General features: G+C 47.4%; 14 protein-coding genes. 11 read left to right on the top strand and 3 right to left on the bottom strand.

Annotated features, from left to right (window positions below; translation table 11 throughout):
* Positions 1-1,206: 1,206 nt before the first annotated feature.
* The 11 genes from RHO15_07395 to RHO15_07345 all read left to right on the top strand — a co-directional run bounded on the left by RHO15_07395 (position 1,207) and on the right by RHO15_07345 (position 15,699).
* Positions 1,207-1,857 (top strand): response regulator transcription factor, encoded by a 651-nt coding sequence (locus tag RHO15_07395; protein ID WVD63303.1) that lies wholly within the window; start codon positions 1,207-1,209, stop codon positions 1,855-1,857.
* Positions 1,844-5,362, top strand: coding sequence for a transporter substrate-binding domain-containing protein (locus RHO15_07390; GenBank protein WVD63302.1), 3,519 nt, complete (start codon positions 1,844-1,846; stop codon positions 5,360-5,362). Before RHO15_07395 ends, RHO15_07390 begins: the two co-directional genes overlap by 14 nt.
* 189 nt (positions 5,363-5,551) lie before the next feature.
* The gene (locus RHO15_07385; GenBank protein WVD63301.1) at positions 5,552-5,992 is read left to right on the top strand and encodes a DUF1090 domain-containing protein; all 441 of its coding nucleotides are present in this window, start codon (positions 5,552-5,554) and stop codon (positions 5,990-5,992) included.
* 51 nt (positions 5,993-6,043) lie between these two features.
* A complete protein-coding gene (locus RHO15_07380) occupies positions 6,044-8,206 on the top strand; it encodes a fimbria/pilus outer membrane usher protein (protein WVD63300.1) in 2,163 nt (720 codons plus the stop codon).
* Positions 8,207-8,546: 340 nt separating this feature from the next.
* Positions 8,547-9,026, top strand: a complete 480-nt coding sequence (locus RHO15_07375) for a PTS sugar transporter subunit IIA (GenBank protein WVD63299.1) — start codon at positions 8,547-8,549, stop codon at positions 9,024-9,026.
* Positions 9,027-9,040: 14 nt separating this feature from the next.
* Positions 9,041-9,319, top strand: coding sequence for a PTS sugar transporter subunit IIB (locus tag RHO15_07370; GenBank protein WVD63298.1), 279 nt, complete (start codon positions 9,041-9,043; stop codon positions 9,317-9,319).
* Between the two features lie 22 nt (positions 9,320-9,341).
* Positions 9,342-10,745 (top strand): PTS transporter subunit IIC, encoded by a 1,404-nt coding sequence (locus RHO15_07365; GenBank protein WVD63297.1) that lies wholly within the window; start codon positions 9,342-9,344, stop codon positions 10,743-10,745.
* Positions 10,746-10,925: 180 nt separating this feature from the next.
* Positions 10,926-12,989, top strand: a complete 2,064-nt coding sequence (locus RHO15_07360) for a BglG family transcription antiterminator (GenBank protein ID WVD63296.1) — start codon at positions 10,926-10,928, stop codon at positions 12,987-12,989.
* A gap of 23 nt (positions 12,990-13,012) precedes the next feature.
* A complete protein-coding gene (locus RHO15_07355; protein WVD63295.1) occupies positions 13,013-13,684 on the top strand; it encodes a class II aldolase/adducin family protein in 672 nt (223 codons plus the stop codon).
* A 142-nt stretch (positions 13,685-13,826) separates the two neighbouring features.
* On the top strand, positions 13,827-14,849 hold the full coding sequence (locus RHO15_07350) for a dihydroxyacetone kinase subunit DhaK (protein ID WVD63294.1): 1,023 nt from the start codon (positions 13,827-13,829) through the stop codon (positions 14,847-14,849).
* A 10-nt stretch (positions 14,850-14,859) separates the two neighbouring features.
* Positions 14,860-15,699 carry a dihydroxyacetone kinase subunit L gene (locus RHO15_07345; GenBank protein WVD63293.1) on the top strand — a complete coding sequence of 280 codons (840 nt, stop codon included), beginning with the start codon at positions 14,860-14,862 and terminating at the stop codon, positions 15,697-15,699.
* 151 nt (positions 15,700-15,850) lie between these two features.
* Here RHO15_07345 and dhaL read toward each other — a convergent pair whose 3' ends face one another.
* The 3 genes from dhaL to RHO15_07330 form a co-directional block, all read right to left on the bottom strand.
* Positions 15,851-16,492, bottom strand: coding sequence for a dihydroxyacetone kinase subunit DhaL (dhaL, locus tag RHO15_07340; GenBank protein ID WVD63292.1), 642 nt, complete (start codon positions 16,490-16,492; stop codon positions 15,851-15,853).
* 1 nt (position 16,493) lies between these two features.
* Positions 16,494-17,498, bottom strand: a complete 1,005-nt coding sequence (locus tag RHO15_07335) for a dihydroxyacetone kinase subunit DhaK (GenBank protein ID WVD63291.1) — start codon at positions 17,496-17,498, stop codon at positions 16,494-16,496.
* A gap of 1,109 nt (positions 17,499-18,607) precedes the next feature.
* Entirely contained in the window at positions 18,608-19,024 is a 417-nt protein-coding gene (locus tag RHO15_07330) for a hypothetical protein (GenBank protein WVD63290.1), read from the bottom strand.
* Positions 19,025-19,303 lie beyond the last annotated feature (279 nt).

Below are 19,303 nucleotides of genomic sequence, written 5' to 3'. Positions count from 1 at the left end.
TTTTAAACCCAGTTAAATCAATTGATAGACTGGGTTTTTTTATTCAGGTTCACCTTAATCTACTGGAATTGGTTAATTTATACCGTAATATTTGACGGTATTTTTTAGTTAGCATGTGATATTGTGTTTTATACCGTCTCTTTTGATGGTATAAATAAGAAATTTATTTTTCATTATTAATACATTTAACGATTTGAATTAAAAATTATCTATTTTAATGATACTTATCCGTTTTGTACGCGGCGTCTATTATCGCTAATCAATTGATTAATATTTAATTTATATGGATTTTATATGAGCTATGAAAATAAAAAACAATTATTAGATGAAATCAATAAAACGGCCAATTTGTTTATTGACGAGTTTAATAGCATTGATGATGATAAAAAAATATTTTAGTTGATGGCGTTGATAGAACACCAGCTCAAATGATCGCTTATCAACTAGGCTAGTTAACTTTAGTCAAATCATGGGATGATAAAGAACTGTCTGGAGAGGTACCTATTTTACCTGCCGAAGGATACAAATGGAATAATTTAGGCGAGCTTTATCAATCATTCTACCGAACATATCAAGGATTATCTTTAAAAGAACTGATACAGCACTTTAAACAAATGGTCGGTGAATGGAATGGGTGGATTAATTTATTAACTGAAGAAACGTTATTTATAAAAGATCGCAGAAATTGGACTAAGCCTTATCCTGAAAATTGGACAGTTGCAAAGTTTATTCATATCAACTCAATTACGCCCTTCAAAAGTTTCCGAAGTAAAATTAGGAAATGGAAAAAAATCGCGCAATAAACGTTAATAATATAGCGCTAGATAGCTTTAGACACCGTAACTTGTCGTGTATACAAGTTGTCAGATTATCAATAGATTAAAAAATATCGCCTAATTTATATTTATCACAGATTTATCCCCGTATTTCGCCATCTTTATCTCTCTGAGCCTACCTGCCACTATTTATCTCTCAATATTTCGAGGTATTATGTACTGGCATTATTTGATGGTGTTATTTTTTGCCGGTATATGCTATCGTATTTTATCTGCTTAGTTTATCATCAGATAAATAAAAAATATCCCGAACGCAATAAATGATGATAACTAATTGAATGTAAATAATATTTTACTTGGTCACTGAGATGGAATTTCTCATAGTTGGATTGTCTATATAGGGTTTCTTGCTTGAAATAAGGATATTGCCATGAGTACCTGGTTAGTTGTCGATGATCATCCTGCCATCGGTTTTGCGGTCAAAGCGATTCTGACGTCGCTAGGTGATCATACCATTATCACCGCGACCGACGGGATCTGCGCGTTGGCGCAAATTAAGGAGAAGCAGCCACAGCTGGTGATTCTCGATATCATGCTCAATAAAATGGATGGTCTGCAAATTCTCCAGCATCTACGCCAGTTATCCATCCCGGCTAAAGTGATTATCTATACCAGTTTGCCGGCTGAAACCTATGCGGAACGGGCCTGGCGGGCGGGCGCTAGTGGTTTTTTCGGTAAGGATCAAGATATCAGCCAGTTGGCGCTGATGTGTCAGTTAGTACTGCAAAACTATCACTGCTTCCCCGATTTTATCTGCGAGTCGTTATTAACCTCGTCAGCACCGGAGACCCACGATAAAAGCGCGCTAGCCAAACTGTCCGATAGGGAGCTCACCGTGTTACGTTATCTATCCGATGGACTCAGTAATAAAGAGATTGCCAACCGACTGATACTCAGCAATAAAACCATCAGTACCTATAAGTCGCGTCTGATGGAAAAATTGCAGTTAAGTAAGCCAGAAGAGCTGGTCACTTTTTTTGATCAGCAAGCTGACAAAGCGTTTTCACATGAAGATCACTAAGTCGCTGCTCATGCTGCTCTCGCTCTGCTTTGCGGTTTTGGCTGAGGAGTCACCCTCTTATCGTGAAGTTAATCTGGTGAGCCGGGAACAGGTGCAGTTACCAGAACCGGCGCTGAGTGGCAGCGACTGGCAGTGGCTGCGTCAAAAACGTACCCTGATATATGGCACTTCCGCCCCTAACTATCCGCCCTATGATATTACGTCTGGCATACAGGATTACGGCGGCATCAATGGTGACTATCTGGGCATTATTGCCTATACCCTCAATGTGCAGATTCAGGTGCGTTACTATGATAGTGAAGCGTTAATGATGCAGGCGCTGGCCAATGGGGATATCGATCTGATTGGTAATGCCAGCAATGACGAAGCCGAAAAATATCATTTTCAGCTGACTGAGCCTTATCTGACCGCTATGCCGGCTTTAGTTGAACGGACCGATAGCCTGCTGCATCCTAAAGCGCCGCAGCGTATTGCGATTGAGCGCTTATACAGCAACCATAAAGCCTTGACCGATCGCTATCCTCAGCAGTATCAGGTCTATGACTCCCCAAGGCGAGCACTGGAAGCACTGTCATTTAATAATCTCGATGCCTTTATCGGTGATGCCACCTCCGCACAATATTTGATTAATCAGGCTAACCTAAATAATTTACGCTTACAGATGCTGCCGCAGGAGAATATCAATGGCTTCTCCTTTGCCGTCGCCCACAATAATACCCGGCTGTTAAAAGTGTTAAATTCGGTGCTGACGATTATTCCTGATCGCACCAATGCGGCGATTCAAAGTCGCTGGAGTGGCGGCAGTCCGGAAAACACCAATGCTCGTCATCTGCTGTTTACCTCACTGGAACGCAAATGGATAGAAGAGAACCCGACGGTACGAGTGGTAGTGAACGATGATTTTCCGCCGCTGAGTTTTTTTGATGCGCAGGGCGATTTTCGTGGCCTGACTGCCGATATTATGACGGAGATCACCAGCCGCACTGGGCTAAAATTTAAGGTGATTCGCGCCAATACCTTGCAACATTCGTTACAGGAAGTGAAATCGGGCAAGGCCGATGTGGTCGCCGGTGTCACGCTTGATACCGTCTGGCCCAATGGCCTGTTAACTACCCGATCTTATCTGTTTAGTTCCTGGGTGTTAATCGGCGATGAAAAACTGAGTGAAGATGTGGCGCTGCATTATATTGCACTGGTCAAAGGGCATCCGCTTGAGTCATTTCTCAAGCAGCAATATGCTAAAAGTCAGATTTTGCCGGTCGATTCGCCGCAAGCTGGCATTAACGCCGTCAGGGCCGAACGAGCGCAAGCGCTGGTACTGCCGATGATCAGTGCGGATTTTCTGCTCTCACATGATCAGATGGCCAATCTCAAAATCATTCGAGGACTGGAAACTGAGCCGGCGCGCTTTGTGATGGGCGTGTCAGAGAATGAATATCCGCTGGCCACTATTCTGGATAAAGCTTTACTCAATATTCCGCCGGAAGAGATGCATGCCATGACCCGTAACTGGTATAGCAAAGCTTACTTAATGAAAATGGCGGATAATAAAAAAGCGCCGCTGTTGAGCTATTATCCGCTGCTACTAGTGGCGCTTGGCTTATTATGCCTGTTGCTGCTCGTCTTATTGATTGGACGCCGTCGTTTACGGCATATACTTCAATCTCAGCAACAGGCTTTATTAGATGCGCTACCGCTGCCGGTCTATCTGACCGATTTCAATGAACGCATCGTCGCCGCCAATAGTCATTTTTATCGTGCGGTGGGTGAGACCGCGTCACAAGCGGTTGGTCAGTCACTGGCGCATTATCAGTTGAGCCCATCGAGCAGCCCAGAGCGAATTCTGTATTCTGATCATAGCCATCCTAATGCGCTGTTTATTACCCGCAGTTGGTCCGGATCAGGGCAACAACGTACCCTCCAGCAGTGGAGCATGTTGTTGATGAATAGCGCGGATTATGCCGGTAATAAAGTCGGTAGTTGGTTTGATATCACCGAACGCGAGCAACTGATTAGTGAATTACAACTGGCCAAAGAGCGGGCCGATGCGGCTAATCGGGCGAAAACCACCTTTTTGGCGACGATGAGCCATGAAATCCGTACACCACTTAATGCCATAATCGGTATGCTCGAGCTCGCTTTAGGTCAGCAGCGGCAGGGGGTGGCGCTCGATGACGGGCTGCTCAATATCGCCCATGACTCCGCGAACTCTTTGCTGGCGCTGATTGGTGATATTTTGGATATCTCGCGTATTGAGTCGGCGCGGCTGGTACTGCATCCAGAACGCGCCGACTTACGTCACCAGATTGAAGCGGTCGCCAGTTTGTTTGAAGGGGTGGCGCGCCAGAAAGGCTTGGATTTCTGTCTGGAAATCGATGCGGAAGTGAGCGGTGATGTGTTGGTCGATCCGCTGCGTTTTAAACAGGTGTTGTCAAATCTGGTGAGTAATGCGATTAAATTTACCCAACAAGGGCGGGTCACCCTGAATGTAATGGTTGAACGGATCACCGCCGAGCGGCTTGATGTCTGTATTCAGGTCCAAGATACCGGTAAAGGCATTGATGAAGTGACGTGCGAACGACTATTCCAGCCATTTGCTCAAGCCGAAGATGCCGGTAGTGGGGCCGGGCTGGGGCTCTATATCAGCCGGACTTTGATCGAGATGATGGGCGGCAGCATTACCTTAAGCAGTGAGCCGGCGATTGGCAGTGAATTTAATATTCATCTCTCGCTGTCTCGATTGGTGGCGTTGGAGATTCCTGCTGTCACTGCGATCAAGGATGTCACCGCACAGCTGCTGCGCATTCTGATCGCTGAAGATAATCAGGCGGGTAGATTGCTACTGATGCGCCAGTTGACGCATTTAGGCCATCAGGTGACGGCTGTGACCGATGGCCAAGAGGCGCTGGCCGCCTGTGAAAGCCAGCGTTTTGATCTGGTGATTACCGATTGTCAGATGCCCAATATGGATGGTTACCACTTTACCCGGCGCCTGCGCACGTTGGAACGCGAGCAATCGCAACCGGCCATGATCGTTTGGGGATTAACTGCCAATGCACAAGACAGCGACTATCAAGCCTGTCTGCAGGCGGGAATGGATGATTGCCTGTTCAAACCGATTAATCTGAAAGGATTGATGGAAAAATTGGCCACCATCACGCCAATTGTTTCAGCCCCTCCGCTGCAGGCGTTCGATGTGACTAGCCTGCCGGTCGCGCTACAGCAACCAGAAATATTGGCCGAGTTTATGGTAACGCTACAGCAGTGCTTGACTGAAGACTCAGCGGCATTAAGCGCGGAGGCCGAGCACGCTGAGCTTGATGTCGATAATCTTGCAGCGCTGGCCCATAAAATAGCCGGTTCAGCGCATTTAGTCCATGATACTGAGCTTGCCAACGCCTGTGATCAGCTCAAGCAGCAGTGCGACAGGCAGGCGATTGCTCAGGTTCAAGCGCAGATTGCCAGACTGCAAACGCGCTTGCGGACTAGCATAGGGACGATATAGTTACAACAGAGTTACTAAATAGTTACTAAATAGTTACTACAGAGGGACTACAAACGCTTAAGCCATTCCTACAGGTCAGTGAGGAAGAACGAAGATAGCAAAGTAATTAGTGAAAACCTTAGAATGTTTAATAGAGGGAAGGGGAAGGCCTACTTCCTAACATAAAAACCAATTAATAAGGATTTTAATATGAACAAAGCTAAATTAATGGTATTACCACTTGTAATTGCAATGGGCGTTGGTATCTCATCTGTGGCTTTAGCTGGCGGTAACGACTGTGCAGCTAAACGTTCTGCGATTGAAAATCAGATCAAAGAGGCACAGAGATATGGTAACACGGCTAAAGTAGCTGGTTTAAAGAAAGCCTTAAGCGAGACCAATGCACACTGTACTAATAGCGGTCTGATTAAAGATGCAGAACAAAAAGTCACTAAACTTGAAAAGAAACTCGCTGAAAAACAGGACGATGTCCGTGAAGTACAAACTGATCTGCGTCAAGCGCAGGCAAAAGGTGATGTCAAGAAAGTCGCTAAGTATCAAAAGAAATTAACTGAAAAACAAAATGACGTGAAAGAAGTTCAAGCTGATCTGAATCAAGCGCGTGCTGAACTCGCTGCACTGAAAAGCTAATTGAATCACAATGAAAAAAGGTGCTTCGGCACCTTTTTTATTATAGGAACCATGAAAAGAACCAAATCGATTATTTTACGGACCATTTTACTGGGGCTGACCGGGGTAACCTCAGTCTGTTTTGCCGAAACCGATAAAACCTATATCATTGTCAATGATGCTTATCGGGGGCGGGTACTGCTGGATTTTTATCATGACGATCAGCCTTGTCTTACCGCTCCGCTACTGCTGGAATGGGGCGTGCGTCATGTGTTTGTTGAGAAAATGGCTTTCACCGCTAATCATTGTGTGATACCCGATGAACTCACCAGACTCAATATCCTGCATTTTTATGATCCGCTGGCCCAGCTGGTGACACTGGTGATTCCAGCTGAGCGGTTTTCGAATATGGAAAATGGCGTCGCTACCAGCCGCTGGGATGAGGGCATCACGGCGATGTTTCTCGACTATCGCCTCAATTATGCGCATAATGCCGGCGAGCAGTATCAAGATGCCGATCGTAAAGATAGCTTGTTTGCCGATATCACCGCGGGTCTGAATGTCGGCGCGTGGCGTTTACGTTATGAACCGATTTATCAGCAAGATAGCTGGGGCAATCCGACCTGGCATACTGAGCGAGCGGTCGCTTTTCGTAGTCTGGCGCGCTGGCGTTCATCGCTCTCCATTGGTGATAGTACCACAGCCTCGAGCCTGTTTGACAGCGTCAGATATCGCGGCTTAAGCCTGAGTGCCGATGATCGCATGCTGCCGGATGGCTTACGCACTTTTTCACCCTGGATACGCGGTTATGCGCATAGCAATGCCAAAGTCACGGTGCGGCAAAACGGTGAGGTGATCTACCAGACCTTTGTCTCTCCCGGTACGTTTATCCTGAAAGATGTCTATCCACCCGCACCCGATGGGGATATTGATATCACTATTCAGGAGAGCGATGGTACTGAAAGTTCCCGCAAAATTGCCTATTCCGCCATGCCCAATCTGGTCCATCCCGGCCAATGGAAGTATGACGTTACTTTGGGTCAATATCAAAACTATTTTGGTATCAAAGAGCAACAACCGTTATTCCAGCAACTTGCCTTAAGTTATGGCTTACCGGAAACGACCACGGTCTATGCTGGGCTGCTGAATGCTCGTTTATATCACAGTGCCGTCATTGGCATAGGTAAAAGTTTGGCACAGTGGGGCGCGCTGTCGCTGGATTATAGTGTGGCGGTGGCTGACGACCCACGTATTGCGGGCAAAGATCGCGGTGACGTGCTGAGGGTCCGTTATGCCAAAGCCTTTCCCGCGCAGGAGTCAGCCCTCAGTCTGCTATTTCAATATTTTCCGGCTGGGCACTATCGCACCTTCAATGAGACCGTCGCCCAACAAAATACTTACTGGTGGGATTGGGAAGATGGCGTCTATGTCGGTGATATGGATGTCGAAAAAAAGTATCGCTTAGAAGCGCGCTATAACCAGTATCTGTCTGATTCCAGTAACTTTTATGTGACATTATCGCGTCAGGCCATGCGGGGCGGCGATAAAGGCGAAACCAGTCTCGAGCTGGGCTATAGCGACAGCTGGGACGATGTTGATATCAGCGTATATGCGGCGTATACCAATGATAGTTATAGTAAAGCCCAGGCGCAGATAGGCCTCTCTTTCTCGCTCTCGCTCGGGGCGATCAAGTTGCCGCGGATGAAGCTGAATTATGATCAGAGTCAGGTCAACAATGGCGCTAACAGTCAGCGCATCGGCGTCAGCGGCACGCTACTCGACGACTACAGTTTAGGCTATGATATCAGTACCAGTCGGGACCAGCATGATGGCAGCAGTCAGGACCTGAGCGCGGATTACCAATATAATGCAGGTAGCTTACGTTTAGGCTATTCGCAGGGGCAGGGCTATCGCCAGCACACCGTCGAGCTGAGCGGCAGCGCCGTGCTGCATGCGCACGGTTTAACGTTAGGCCAAAGTTTAGGTGAAACCATGGCCATTGTCAGCGTACCGGGTAGACCGGGCGTTGGCGTCGATAATCAGTATGGCACCACAACAGACTGGCGCGGCTATGCGATAGTCAGTACCTTAACGCCCTATCGCGTCAATCGCCTGTCATTAAACAGTGCAGATCTACCAGAAGAGAATGATGATACGCAGCTGGAAATTGATGTGGTACCGACTGCTGGGGCGATTATGTTTAGCCATTTTGGAGTTGATCAGAAAAGGCCGTAATCTGTTGGTGGGAGAGTATCACACTATTTGCGAGAATCTCTCCGATGGCACATACCTCTTTAATTTGGGGGTTGAATATCCGCAGATAGTTGCGTTTGGGCTTCCTCCATCACCATAGAGGATGCAATGTTCCACATACATCTCGTTTTATTCTATTCATTGTCCGTATAATCTCTTTATGGCCATCTTCTTATCCCGCTAATGTGCAATCACACGGAGAGAATTTGGGAGTAAATTCGTTAGTCTGTGCGGGTGTGATTCTTTACAATCATGCTCAGGATAACCCCCTATAAATCGTCTCGATGTCGGTATGACTGTATTTGAGTTGGGAGCGTAGCACATGACCGAAATAGACCATTATCCACCGCTATTTTTTGATGAACTAATTTTTTTAGACCAAGACTTTGAAGATGCGGATGCATTTTTTGAGTTTATCTTTCCGATTTTATATCGCCATGGCTTTGTCAAAAGCACCTTTCTGGCGGCGATTAAGGCGCGCGAACAGTTATATCCCACCGCCTTACCCACCCAGCCCTATGTGGTGGCGCTGCCGCATACCGATATTGAACATATCCGCCAACCGTTTATCTCGGTCACCCGGGTCAAGGGCAGCGTGCCGTGGCATGAGATGGCCAATAATGATCAAATCTTGCCAGCCAGTTTTATTTTTTTATTAGGTTTTATGGAGAAAGACGGCCATATCGTTTTATTACAAACGCTGCTCAGCTGTCTGAGTGATGGCACATTTCTTGAGCAGCTACAGCAGGCAAAAAAACCATCGCAATTGATGAATTTACTGCGTACTAACGTGAAGTTTTAACCGGAGATAATCAGATGAAAAAAGTGATTGTAGCATGCGGAAGTGGCGTCGCCACGTCGCAAACGGTGGCCAGTAAAGTGAGCCGCTTATTAAAAGAGCAGGGCATTTCAGATATTAAAGTCGAGGTGATCGATCTGAAATCGGTCGATACCCACATTAAAGATAGTGCGGCCTATATTGCAATTACCAAAGTTGATAAGCCGTACCCGATTCCGGTGATTAACGGTATCGCTTTTTTAACCGGTTTCAACATGGATCAGGAGTTACAAAAAATGATTGCCGCCTGTCGGTAAACCTTCAGCAAGGAGAACAGTGATGGATTTTCTGAGTATGGTGGTCAATACCATTTTAAATCTGGGCGCCCCGGTTTTTGTGCCCGTTATTATGCTCATCGCCGGTCTGATCGTGCGCATGAAATTTAGGGATGCTGCCTCGGCGGCAATAACCCTCGGCGTGGCGTTTGTCGGCATGAGTATGCTGATTGGCTTTATGGTGACCGCGATCGGCGCCGCCGCGCAAGCCATGATGGCGCGGACCGGGATTACGCTGAGTATTATCGATGGTGGCTGGACCACCATGGCTAATGTCTCGTGGGCCTGGCCCTATGCCTTTTTAATGTTCCCGTTACAGGTGTTGATTAATATTGCCATGCTGGTCGGTAAAAAAACCGCCACCTTCAATGCCGATTTTTGGAATGTCTGGGGCAAAATCTTTACTGCGTTTATTGTTCTGGCGATGGCCACGCCGATAATCGGTACGCTGGCTGCCTTAATCCTGGCGTTTGTGATAGCTAGTTTACAAACCGTGCTGGAACTCAACTCCGGCGATATTAATCAGCACCGGATTGAACAGTTAACCCAAATACCGGGTGTCACCTGTACCCATCGTATGCTGTTTTTCGCGGCAATTTATTATCCTTTTGATCGGTTACTGCGCAAGATTCCCGCCTTGAATAAACCGATGGATGCGGCGGTGTTAAGGGAAAGGTTAGGGGTGCTGGCGGAAAATCATGTCATCGGCTTTCTGCTCGGGGTGATGTTTGGGGTGATCGCCGGTTATCCGCTGTCGACTATTTTGCTATTGGGCGTTCAGGCAGCGACGGCGCTGATGCTATTTCCGATGATCTCCAAGCTGTTTATGCAGGCCTTATCACCTATCTCAGAGGCGATCAGTGACTATATGAATCGGCGCTTTGCCGGCCGTAAACTATTTGTCGGGTTGGACTGGCCGTTTATGGGCGGATCGAATGAGATCTGGTTTACTGTGATTATCGCTATCCCGTTTACCTTGATCTGGGCGGTGATTTTACCGGGTAATAAAATTTTGCCCTTTGCCGGCATTATCAATATTGCCTTAGTTGTGCCAGCTTATATTTTAACCAAGGGCAATACGCTGAGAATGATCATTTTAGCCATTATTGGCGTGCCTTTTTTCTTATTGGTGGGGACACAGTTTGCGCCGATCATTACCGAGCTAGGGCTGGCGACCAAAGCGATTCATATCCCACCTGAGCAGCTGATCTCCAATAGTTCGATCGATGCGCCGGTGTTTACGTACGCATTCTCGTTCTTGATTGAGTTTATGCAAGGCTACTTTATCCCGCTGCTACTGGCGATCTACTGGTCGGTTGGTTACTATTTTTATGCTAAAGAGCTGCGCGCTGAGGCGAAACAATGCTTAGCTGAATCAGCGCAGGACGCACCGGCCCGGCAGGCGTAAAAGCCTTTAGCCCGGCGCAGTTGGTCGTATCGGTATGACGTTTTATCCATCAGGTTGATGACATCGATGAGCGCGGCACTTTTAGTGCTCACGTTCAACCACAATATAACAGCGCGAACCCGATGCGAAGGATTCGCCGAAAAACCGGCCGCCTGATAGTGCGGTCATTAAGGGGGCGGTATGGTTGCCGATAAACGGATCCATCAGGTATTAGACGCCGTGGTGCATAATCCCAGTCTGACCGGGATTGAGCTTGAACAGTTATTGGGGTTAAGCCGTAAGCAGCTCAGCTATACCCTGCAAAAGGTCAATGATTATCTTACTTCACATCAGCTGGAACCGATTCAACGCTTTAAAACCGGTAAACTGGCGGTCTCTAGTCGAGTGATTGATACCTTTAAGCTGCGGGAAGTGTCGGTGCCGGCGGGGCGCTACCTCTATTCTGAGACCGAACGCAGCCAACTGATTCTGTTTTACTTACTGATCCGGACTGAGCGACAATCCTTAATTCATTTATCCTCCGCGCTGCAGGTCAGTCAAAATACCATTATCAATGATATGAAGAAAATTCAGTGTCAGATCAAAGGCTATCACTTACAGATTCATTATGATCGGCAGCAGGGTTATCATCTGCGCGGCTTTGAAATCAATAAGCGCCACTTATTGCTTATTCTGATCCGCCAGATTATGGCGATGCCGATTGCCGATACTGTGTTATCGGCCAGTCGTCAAATTACTGGTGGCCGTTTAGCCCAAGTACCCCATGTTTTTACCGAGATCGAAAAGCAGCGCAAAATTCTGTTTACCGATGAACAGTTAAGAGAGCTGACTTACTATATGGGGTTTATTTTACATCGAATTGCCTCCGGTAAAATGATTCAGACCCTACCGGACAACTATGCCGAGGTGACAGGCAGCCGTGATTTTCAGTTGATCCAAAAACTGCTGGTCCCGCTCGGTATCACCGATGCTAATGAACAGATCTTTTTGACCGTACTTATCCAAAGTTCCAACATTCAAACCCTGGCTGATAAATATTTTCATCTTGAGGCCGACCTACTTGAGAGCGTGGTGACAGTGATCGATATCTTTCAGCAGATCAGCTGTATCACCTTTAAAGATAAAAACGAACTGATTGAACGTATTTACCAGCACTGGAAGTCGGCCTACTATCGGATTCGTTACCAGATTGCCAATATCAACAGCGTCTATGAGATTGTGCTGCAAGATTTTGGTCACTTGCATGAGATGGTGCGGCGGGCGGTGGCGCCATTTGAACGACTGTTACAGCTGCCAATGCCCGATGAGGAGATCGCGTTTATCACCGTACTGTTTGGCGGCTGGCTCACCCGGGAGGGTATGCTCAATCAGATTAAGAGCAAGAAAGTGGCCATTGTGGTATCTGAAAACAGTGCTACGCTATCGACCTATTTATATTTAACCCTGCAAGTGTTACTGCCTGAGCTGCACTTTGCTGGGGTGATGTCGAAACGGCAATATGACAAATATCAGGGCTGTTACGATATTGTCTTTGCAACCTGTCATCTCCATACCGCCAAACTGCTGTTTATGATTCAACCGGGTTTACATCAACTGCATAAACAGGCTTTTCGCCATCAGGTCATCAGTGTGCTGCAAGGAGTAGATCCGCATTTTATTCAGGTTGAGCAGTTACTCTGCCTGATTGAACAACATAGCCAGATTGGCGATCGTAAAGCATTACATAAAGCGCTGAGCGACTATCTTTATCCGGATCATACCCGAGTGCATAGCGGCCAGCAGATGGCCTTCGCCATGCCCGCTTTAGCCGATCTGATGCCGGCTTCGCATATTCAGATTGCCGATGCCGCCGGAATGGACTGGTCACAAGCGATTGCGCTGGCTGCGCAGCCGCTATTGACTAAACAGTGGATTGAACCCGGTTATGTCGCATGCATTATTGAGAAAATCAGCTTAACCCAGCCTTATATCTTGTTGGCCGAAGGGCTAATTATCGCCCATGCCGGGATTGACGATGGCGTTAATCTGGTCGGTATGTCGCTGCTTAAACTGTCCAAACCGATCGATATTGCCGGTTATTTAAGCGCCGATCTGATTGTGGTGTTAGCGACGCCAGATTTACAACAACATTTAAAAGCCTTAGGCCAGCTCAATGAGCTGTTAGCCTTTTATCAGGGCGCCAGTCAAATCCGTGTCGCTAGCAGTGCGCAGGAGATTGGCGCGCTGTTTGCTAGTTATTCATAAGTCAATCATGAAACAGGAGCGTAATGATGTTAGAGAGACAAAAACAGGATGTGGTGGAGATGGCCCAAAAAGCTGCCGCCTGGGGGCTGTGTAAGCATAAAGCCGGTAATTCGAGTGTGCGGGATAGCGAGACTGGTTATGTGCTGGTGACTCCCACCACAGTAGATAAAAATCTGCTCACACCGCGTGATATAGTAGTGATGGATCTGCAGGCGAATGTGATTGAAGCGCAGTCCGGCCTCAGACCAACCAGTGAGTGTCTGATGCATCTGGAAATTTATAAAACCCGACCCGATATTTTTGCTGTTTCACATACCCATTCAATTTATGCCACGGCGTTTGCGGTGCTGGCCCGGCCGATTCCAGCGGTGGTCTATGAGTGTGCCATCTTAAATCTGCAAGAGGGTGTTATTCCAGTAGCGCCGTACGGCCGGCCCGGCACGCCAGATTTATCCAATAGTGTGATCGAGCCTATTAAGCGCGCTGACGCTATCTTAATGGAGCGGCATGGCGCGATTGCGGTGGATAAATCACCCTATGAAGCGGTACTGAAAGCGGCCTATATTGAAGAGATGGCGGAGATTTATTATCACGCGTTACTGATCAATGGCGGCCGCGATCCAGGCGGATTTGCGGCGGCCGAGTTACAGCAGTGGGCTTATCCCAGCCAGATTAAATTTAAGTCTCCGGCATAGTGGCATATAACGTAAACCGTAAATCGCTCACTGACATCACCCGCTGCGGCGGATGTGTCAATCAAACGCACGTCGTCTCATGATCGTTGAGATCATCAATCGGTGATGCGAGGGTACTTATCTGATGAAAAGGCGTAACAATATGAAAAAAATACTCAATCAACCCGAGCAGTTTGTCAGCGAGATGTTAGCCGGTATTTATGCGGCTCATCCACAGGCGCTGAGCTATGTGAACGATGACCAGCACTGTCTGGTCAGCCAGTATAAAGTGGCCGGTAAAGTGGCGTTAGTCACCGGCGGTGGCTCTGGACATTTACCGCTGTTCCTCGGTTATGTCGGGCAGGGCATGCTCGATGGCTGCGCGATTGGCGAGGTCTTTCAATCGCCCGGTGCTGAGCAGATCTTGGCCATCACACAGGCGGTAGACAGCGGCGCCGGCGTATTATATTTGTATGGTAATTATAATGGCGATATTTTTAACTTCGACATGGCGGCGGAAATGGCCGATTTTGAAGCCGGTATTCGGGTTGAGACGGTGGTGGCGGGGGATGATGTGGCGTCCGGAGCGCCGCCGCAAGATGGCCAAAAGAGTACTCGTCGTGGGGTGGCCGGTATCTTCTTTGTCTATAAATGTGCCGGTGCCGCGGCCAGTGAGATGATGGACCTGGATAATGTCAAACGAGTTGCACACAAAGCCAGTCTGGCGACCCGTACTCTGGGGGTCGCCTTATCGCCGTGTATCGTGCCCCGTGTCGGCAAACCGGGGTTTACGCTCGGTGAGGATGAGATGGAGATTGGTATGGGCATCCATGGTGAAACCGGTATCCGGCGCGGTAAATTACTCACGGCCAATGAGATTGTCGATGAGATGTTACCACAACTTTTGATGGATCTGCCTTATCAAGGCGGTGATGAGGTGGCGGTGCTGATCAATGGCTTAGGCGCTACGCCATTAGAAGAGCAATATATTGTGTTCCAGCGGGTCAGTCAGGGCTTAGCGGCGGCCAATATCCAAATTTATCATACCTATGTCGGGGAGTACGCGACGGCGATGGAGATGGCCGGTTTTTCGATCAGTTTGCTGAAACTGGATGCGGAACTGAAACGATTATTAACGGCCGCGGCCAATACGCCTTTTTTTAAACAGTTTCCCGCGTCATCTTGAGGGAGGTCTCATGCGATCAACGAAACCAACAGCGCAGCAATCAGCGACAGGATCAACGATATCACCCGCCGCACCATCGTCCATACAATCTACTACACAACCGGCTCAGATTGCGGCCAGACAACTGGGTCGGGCCGATTTAAATCGATTATTCCAGCATTGGGCAGCAGTCATGTCGGCCGAAAAGACGAAACTCACTGATCTCGATAGTGTCGTGGGGGACGGTGATTTAGGTCTGACCATGAGTGATGGGTTTGCCGCCGCTTATCAGGCTATTCAGGCCAGTCGGGAGTCCGATATCGGGCGATTGGTTTATACTGCCGGCAAAGCTATGTCAACCGCAGTGCCGTCGACCATGGGCACCTTAATGGCGTCAGGGCTGATGCAAGTAGGCAAGGCCTTCAAAGGCCAATCGACCATCACCGCTGCGGAATTTGGCCGATTTTTTAGCGCCTATTTTGAGGGGGTCAAGGCGCGAGGTAAAGCGGAGCTGGGTGAGAAAACCTTTTTGGATGGCCTCTATCCGGCTTTATCGGTCTTACATTCAGCGAGCAATGATATGGACTGGGCGCTGCTCGCTCAGCAGGCTTATGCCGGCGCCCAGCAAGGTGCGTTAGCCACTCAGCAGATGCTAGCGGTACACGGCCGTGCTGCCGGACATGGCGAAAAATCCCGTCATCTACTCGATCCCGGTGCTTATGTTGCTAAGCTGCTGCTGGCTGGCTATGCCAAATTTGTTGATGAATTAAATGACTCAGATCCAAATTACTCAGATCCAAATCATTCAGAGCAAAGTCCCTCTGATCCAGCTCGCTCATATCCCAATGACAGTATAGAACAAGTCAACTGATGCCTTAGAGCGGCGGATATTGCCGTATTGCTATCATAAAAAAGTCACCTTGCGGTGACTTTTTTTACGCTAGCGCCGCTATGTTGACGGCACTATTGTTGATGGCACTATGTTTCGCTTTGATCAGTTATCATTTATTGGATATTATTTATCAGGTATATCGTGCCGAGTGACGCACATAATCTGACATAAAGGTTAAGATATAAGCCATCGACATAGCGCCAGGATCAATATGTCCCAGCGCTCTTTCGCCTAAATTTTTTGCCCGGCCAAACACGGCAATCATGGTTTGAGTCTGCTCAGCACCGGCCATCGCCGCCTTGGCGACGGCCGCCAGCGCCTGATCGAGCGGTTTAGTCGCCTCGGCTTGTGCGGTTTGAGCCGCCGCCGCTAGGGCATCGACCATGGTTTTATCGCCCGGCTTGGCTTGACCGCGCTGATGCACCGCTCGCCAGCCCTGATTGAGTAAGGTGGCCAGCACCTGACTGGTCAATTGCGTTTCTCCGGGGATACTTTTGCCGCCGGCGCGAAATAGCGTACCAAAAATAGCGCCAGAAGCGCCGCCCATGGTGGTCATCAGTTTGGTGCCGATTTGGTTAAATAGGTCACCGATATCGTGAGCCTGAAAAGCCGGATCTTGTAACTGTTGCCTGACAGCGGCAAAACCGCGCTGCATACCAATGCCATGGTCACCATCGCCAATGACTTGATCGAGCGCGGTTAAGGTCGGTTCACTTTCAACCATCTTTTCAGCCGTAAAATAGAGCATAGCTTGGGTTTCATTCACATTCATACTATTTTCTCCAACCTAAGGTATCACAAGGCATGTCATACAGTGCTTGCAGCTCAGCATCGAGTTTTAAAAAGCTGATCGAGAAACCGGCCATCTCAAGAGCGGTACAAAAATGGCCGCTGACCATATCGTGTATGATGATGCCGCGTTTATCCAGTTCCTGACCGACTTTACCGGCAGCAATCAATAATTCAGTATTACTGAGCGCACCAAGATTATTGATGGCGACACAAAGGCGATCGCCCGATTGATAAGGCAGATCCGTACAGAGCCTATCCACCATCTCAACCACCGTTTCATCCATGCTGGTCATTTTTTGCCGGCTAAGACCGGCTTCACCATGGATACCGATACCCATCTCAATTTCGTCCTCGGCCAACTCGAAATTAAAGCGGCTGGCTTGGGGAAGGGCACAACCATCCAGCGCCACGCCAATGGTGCGGGTATGCTGATTGGCTTTGCTGGTGAGGGTATGCAGCTGGGTCAAGTTATAGTGTTGATACTGGGCGGCGCTACCGGCGATTTTATACAGAAACATAATCCCGCCTACACCGCGGCGATCGTTGATTCTGGATGGGGGAGCGGAGGCGATATCATCGGTCGCCCGCAGGGTGCGGGTTTGAATACCGGATTCGGCCAAAATTTCGGCGGCGATATCGAAATTCATCCCGTCGCCAGCATAATTACCATATAAGAACAGCACGCCCTGACCGGTATGCGCCGCCTGCGTCACGGCAATAATTTGATCGGGGGAGGGTGAGGTAAATACTTCCCCCAGCGCACAGGCATCAATGCCGCCCTTGCCAATAAAACCGGCAAAGGTGGGTTCGTGACCACTGCCGCCGCCACTGACAATAATCACCTGATCAGCCGCGATATTGCGGCGATAAACGGCGCAGTGATCGTTCAGTGTGGTTAACTGGCCATTATAGGCACAGGTTAATCCCCGCATCACTTCACGCCGAACATGGTCAGGATGGTTGAGTAATTTTTTCGGTTTTCGCATGGGCGATATTCCTCCTTGGCTATGAATCAATAGTGGCCTGATAAATAGATAATTGGCTTGAGCGCTTTCACTGCGGGCACTCACAGGATCATGATTAAACAACATGAGTAAAAAATATGAGTAAAAAACATGATTAAACACGATGCTCGACTGCCTGTCTGGCATTGCAGATCGGTCGGGCGTAAAGCCTGTCAGTCATCATAAAAAATGTTGTTGGGTGACACCATGATAATTGATAACAAATCCTCTCCGGCGGTTTGCGCATGAGTGGGATGGGTAGAGATTATTTATACTATTAGTTCAAACATCGAAGTACTTATAATGTGACTTATTGATAATATTTCATCCTAATTAGCAATATGCCATAATAGATTGAATAAGGTCTGCATGCGTCGTGATATTGAATAACAAATGATCGTTGAGATGGTGATAAGAGTATCAACCATTTTTCATCTGATCGTCACTGTTTGTGAGTTTTGTGGTTTAAGTATTTTTTAATTCTATGCATTAATTATCTCAGGAGTGATTTTCTTATACTAGAGATGAGCGTCTAGCAGCCGTACCGGTCTCACTCGTACTGATGCCTGAAGTCATTATTTTTCAATGATTGCAGGTAATAAACCTAAAGTTGCACTGTGAGCGGTTTTTATGCATGGCGATTAGATCATATATTGCAGATAAATTGCTTATAGCTCAAGCCAAAGCCAAAGCCAAAGCTTAAATGACATCAATTTTTTGCGCATACTGACTTTTCATAACGCGATGTTAGTGGGCGAGATAGGTGAAGTATTCAATCAGGATCAACAGCAATATGGGTTAAATCTGTTATTGATGACTTTTACGGGCTTAAGGTTATGTTTTAAGCAGTATGCTAACCAAGAGGGTATATAGCGTGAATCAATGCTCATATTGATGATTAAGTAGACAGGGTGGAGAGCTCGCGTGATGACGTTAATCCTGTAAAAGCCCTGAGTCAGGGCTTTGATTATGCTTAAATTTGATAGTGCCTCTCTCCGGTGACAGTTTTAAATCAGATACTCACTCTGTTTACAGTCTAGCATCGAAGCTTGGGTTGAGGCGACTGACTTTGTCAGAAATAGATATCTATGTCATTGACCAAGCAGTAATAAAACCAGAATCACAATACCCAAAATAATTGCGGCAATCCCGAGTTTACCCTGCAGTGGCAGGAGTTTGGCTAAAAACTGTTGACCTTTCTCTTGTGAGGTGTCGTTCTTTGACAGTAGATATTTATTGAGCAGATTAAAGCTTAAGATAAAGCCTAATAAAATTTCCACAATCGCTGTGATGAACATCAAAATCCAGATGATCATATAACGGTTGCCACTGGCGTAGCCTAGCACCGAAATTAAGCTCCAGATTCCCCAGATCAGCATAATTAGACCAATCCAGCCCTGATAAGGTACGATTTTATCGAGTACGCTTTTAGCGTCAGGTTTTTTAGCGATAATCAGCGAGGGGATCGCTAAACAGCCAGAGATAATTAACAGAATAGCTTCTAACATGTTATTTTCCTATATCCATATAGCATGATTGAGTAAATTGAATAAAGTAGCCTGAGGGATTATGATTTTATTTAGCGGGAAAATCAAGGTCTATTTTTAATCAATATGACAGGTAATTGTCTATTTTTTAAAAATAAATTGTTCAGAAAGGGGGCAGATTTAATCGCTAGATTTCGCCGGCTCGACATCGTCAATGTGTGATGTGGGTTATTGATGATATCGGGTAGTGACAAGGAAACTCGGTTGGATCATTTTTGTTCGATAAATCTTTTTCAATAA

It is taken from the genome of Orbaceae bacterium lpD01 (genome assembly GCA_036251705.1).
Taxonomy (GTDB): Bacteria; Pseudomonadota; Gammaproteobacteria; order Enterobacterales; family Orbaceae; genus Utexia; species Utexia brackfieldae.
Note: the sequence above shows the minus strand (reverse complement) of the source record. Positions and strands in the feature narration are given on the sequence as shown.

Excerpts from the sequence above, each read along its gene's own strand:
- RHO15_07395 (WVD63303.1), top strand. The coding sequence starts at position 1,207 with ATGAGTACCTGGTTAGTTGTCGATGATCATCCTGCCATCGGTTTTGCG.
- RHO15_07390 (WVD63302.1), top strand. The coding sequence starts at position 1,844 with ATGAAGATCACTAAGTCGCTGCTCATGCTGCTCTCGCTCTGCTTTGCG.
- RHO15_07385 (WVD63301.1), top strand. The coding sequence starts at position 5,552 with ATGAACAAAGCTAAATTAATGGTATTACCACTTGTAATTGCAATGGGC.
- RHO15_07380 (WVD63300.1), top strand. The coding sequence starts at position 6,044 with ATGAAAAGAACCAAATCGATTATTTTACGGACCATTTTACTGGGGCTG.
- RHO15_07375 (WVD63299.1), top strand. The coding sequence starts at position 8,547 with ATGACCGAAATAGACCATTATCCACCGCTATTTTTTGATGAACTAATT.
- RHO15_07370 (WVD63298.1), top strand. The coding sequence starts at position 9,041 with ATGAAAAAAGTGATTGTAGCATGCGGAAGTGGCGTCGCCACGTCGCAA.
- RHO15_07365 (WVD63297.1), top strand. The coding sequence starts at position 9,342 with ATGGATTTTCTGAGTATGGTGGTCAATACCATTTTAAATCTGGGCGCC.
- RHO15_07360 (WVD63296.1), top strand. The coding sequence starts at position 10,926 with ATGGTTGCCGATAAACGGATCCATCAGGTATTAGACGCCGTGGTGCAT.
- RHO15_07355 (WVD63295.1), top strand. The coding sequence starts at position 13,013 with ATGATGTTAGAGAGACAAAAACAGGATGTGGTGGAGATGGCCCAAAAA.
- RHO15_07350 (WVD63294.1), top strand. The coding sequence starts at position 13,827 with ATGAAAAAAATACTCAATCAACCCGAGCAGTTTGTCAGCGAGATGTTA.
- RHO15_07345 (WVD63293.1), top strand. The coding sequence starts at position 14,860 with ATGCGATCAACGAAACCAACAGCGCAGCAATCAGCGACAGGATCAACG.
- dhaL (WVD63292.1), bottom strand. The coding sequence starts at position 16,492 with ATGAATGTGAATGAAACCCAAGCTATGCTCTATTTTACGGCTGAAAAG.
- RHO15_07335 (WVD63291.1), bottom strand. The coding sequence starts at position 17,498 with ATGCGAAAACCGAAAAAATTACTCAACCATCCTGACCATGTTCGGCGT.
- RHO15_07330 (WVD63290.1), bottom strand. The coding sequence starts at position 19,024 with ATGTTAGAAGCTATTCTGTTAATTATCTCTGGCTGTTTAGCGATCCCC.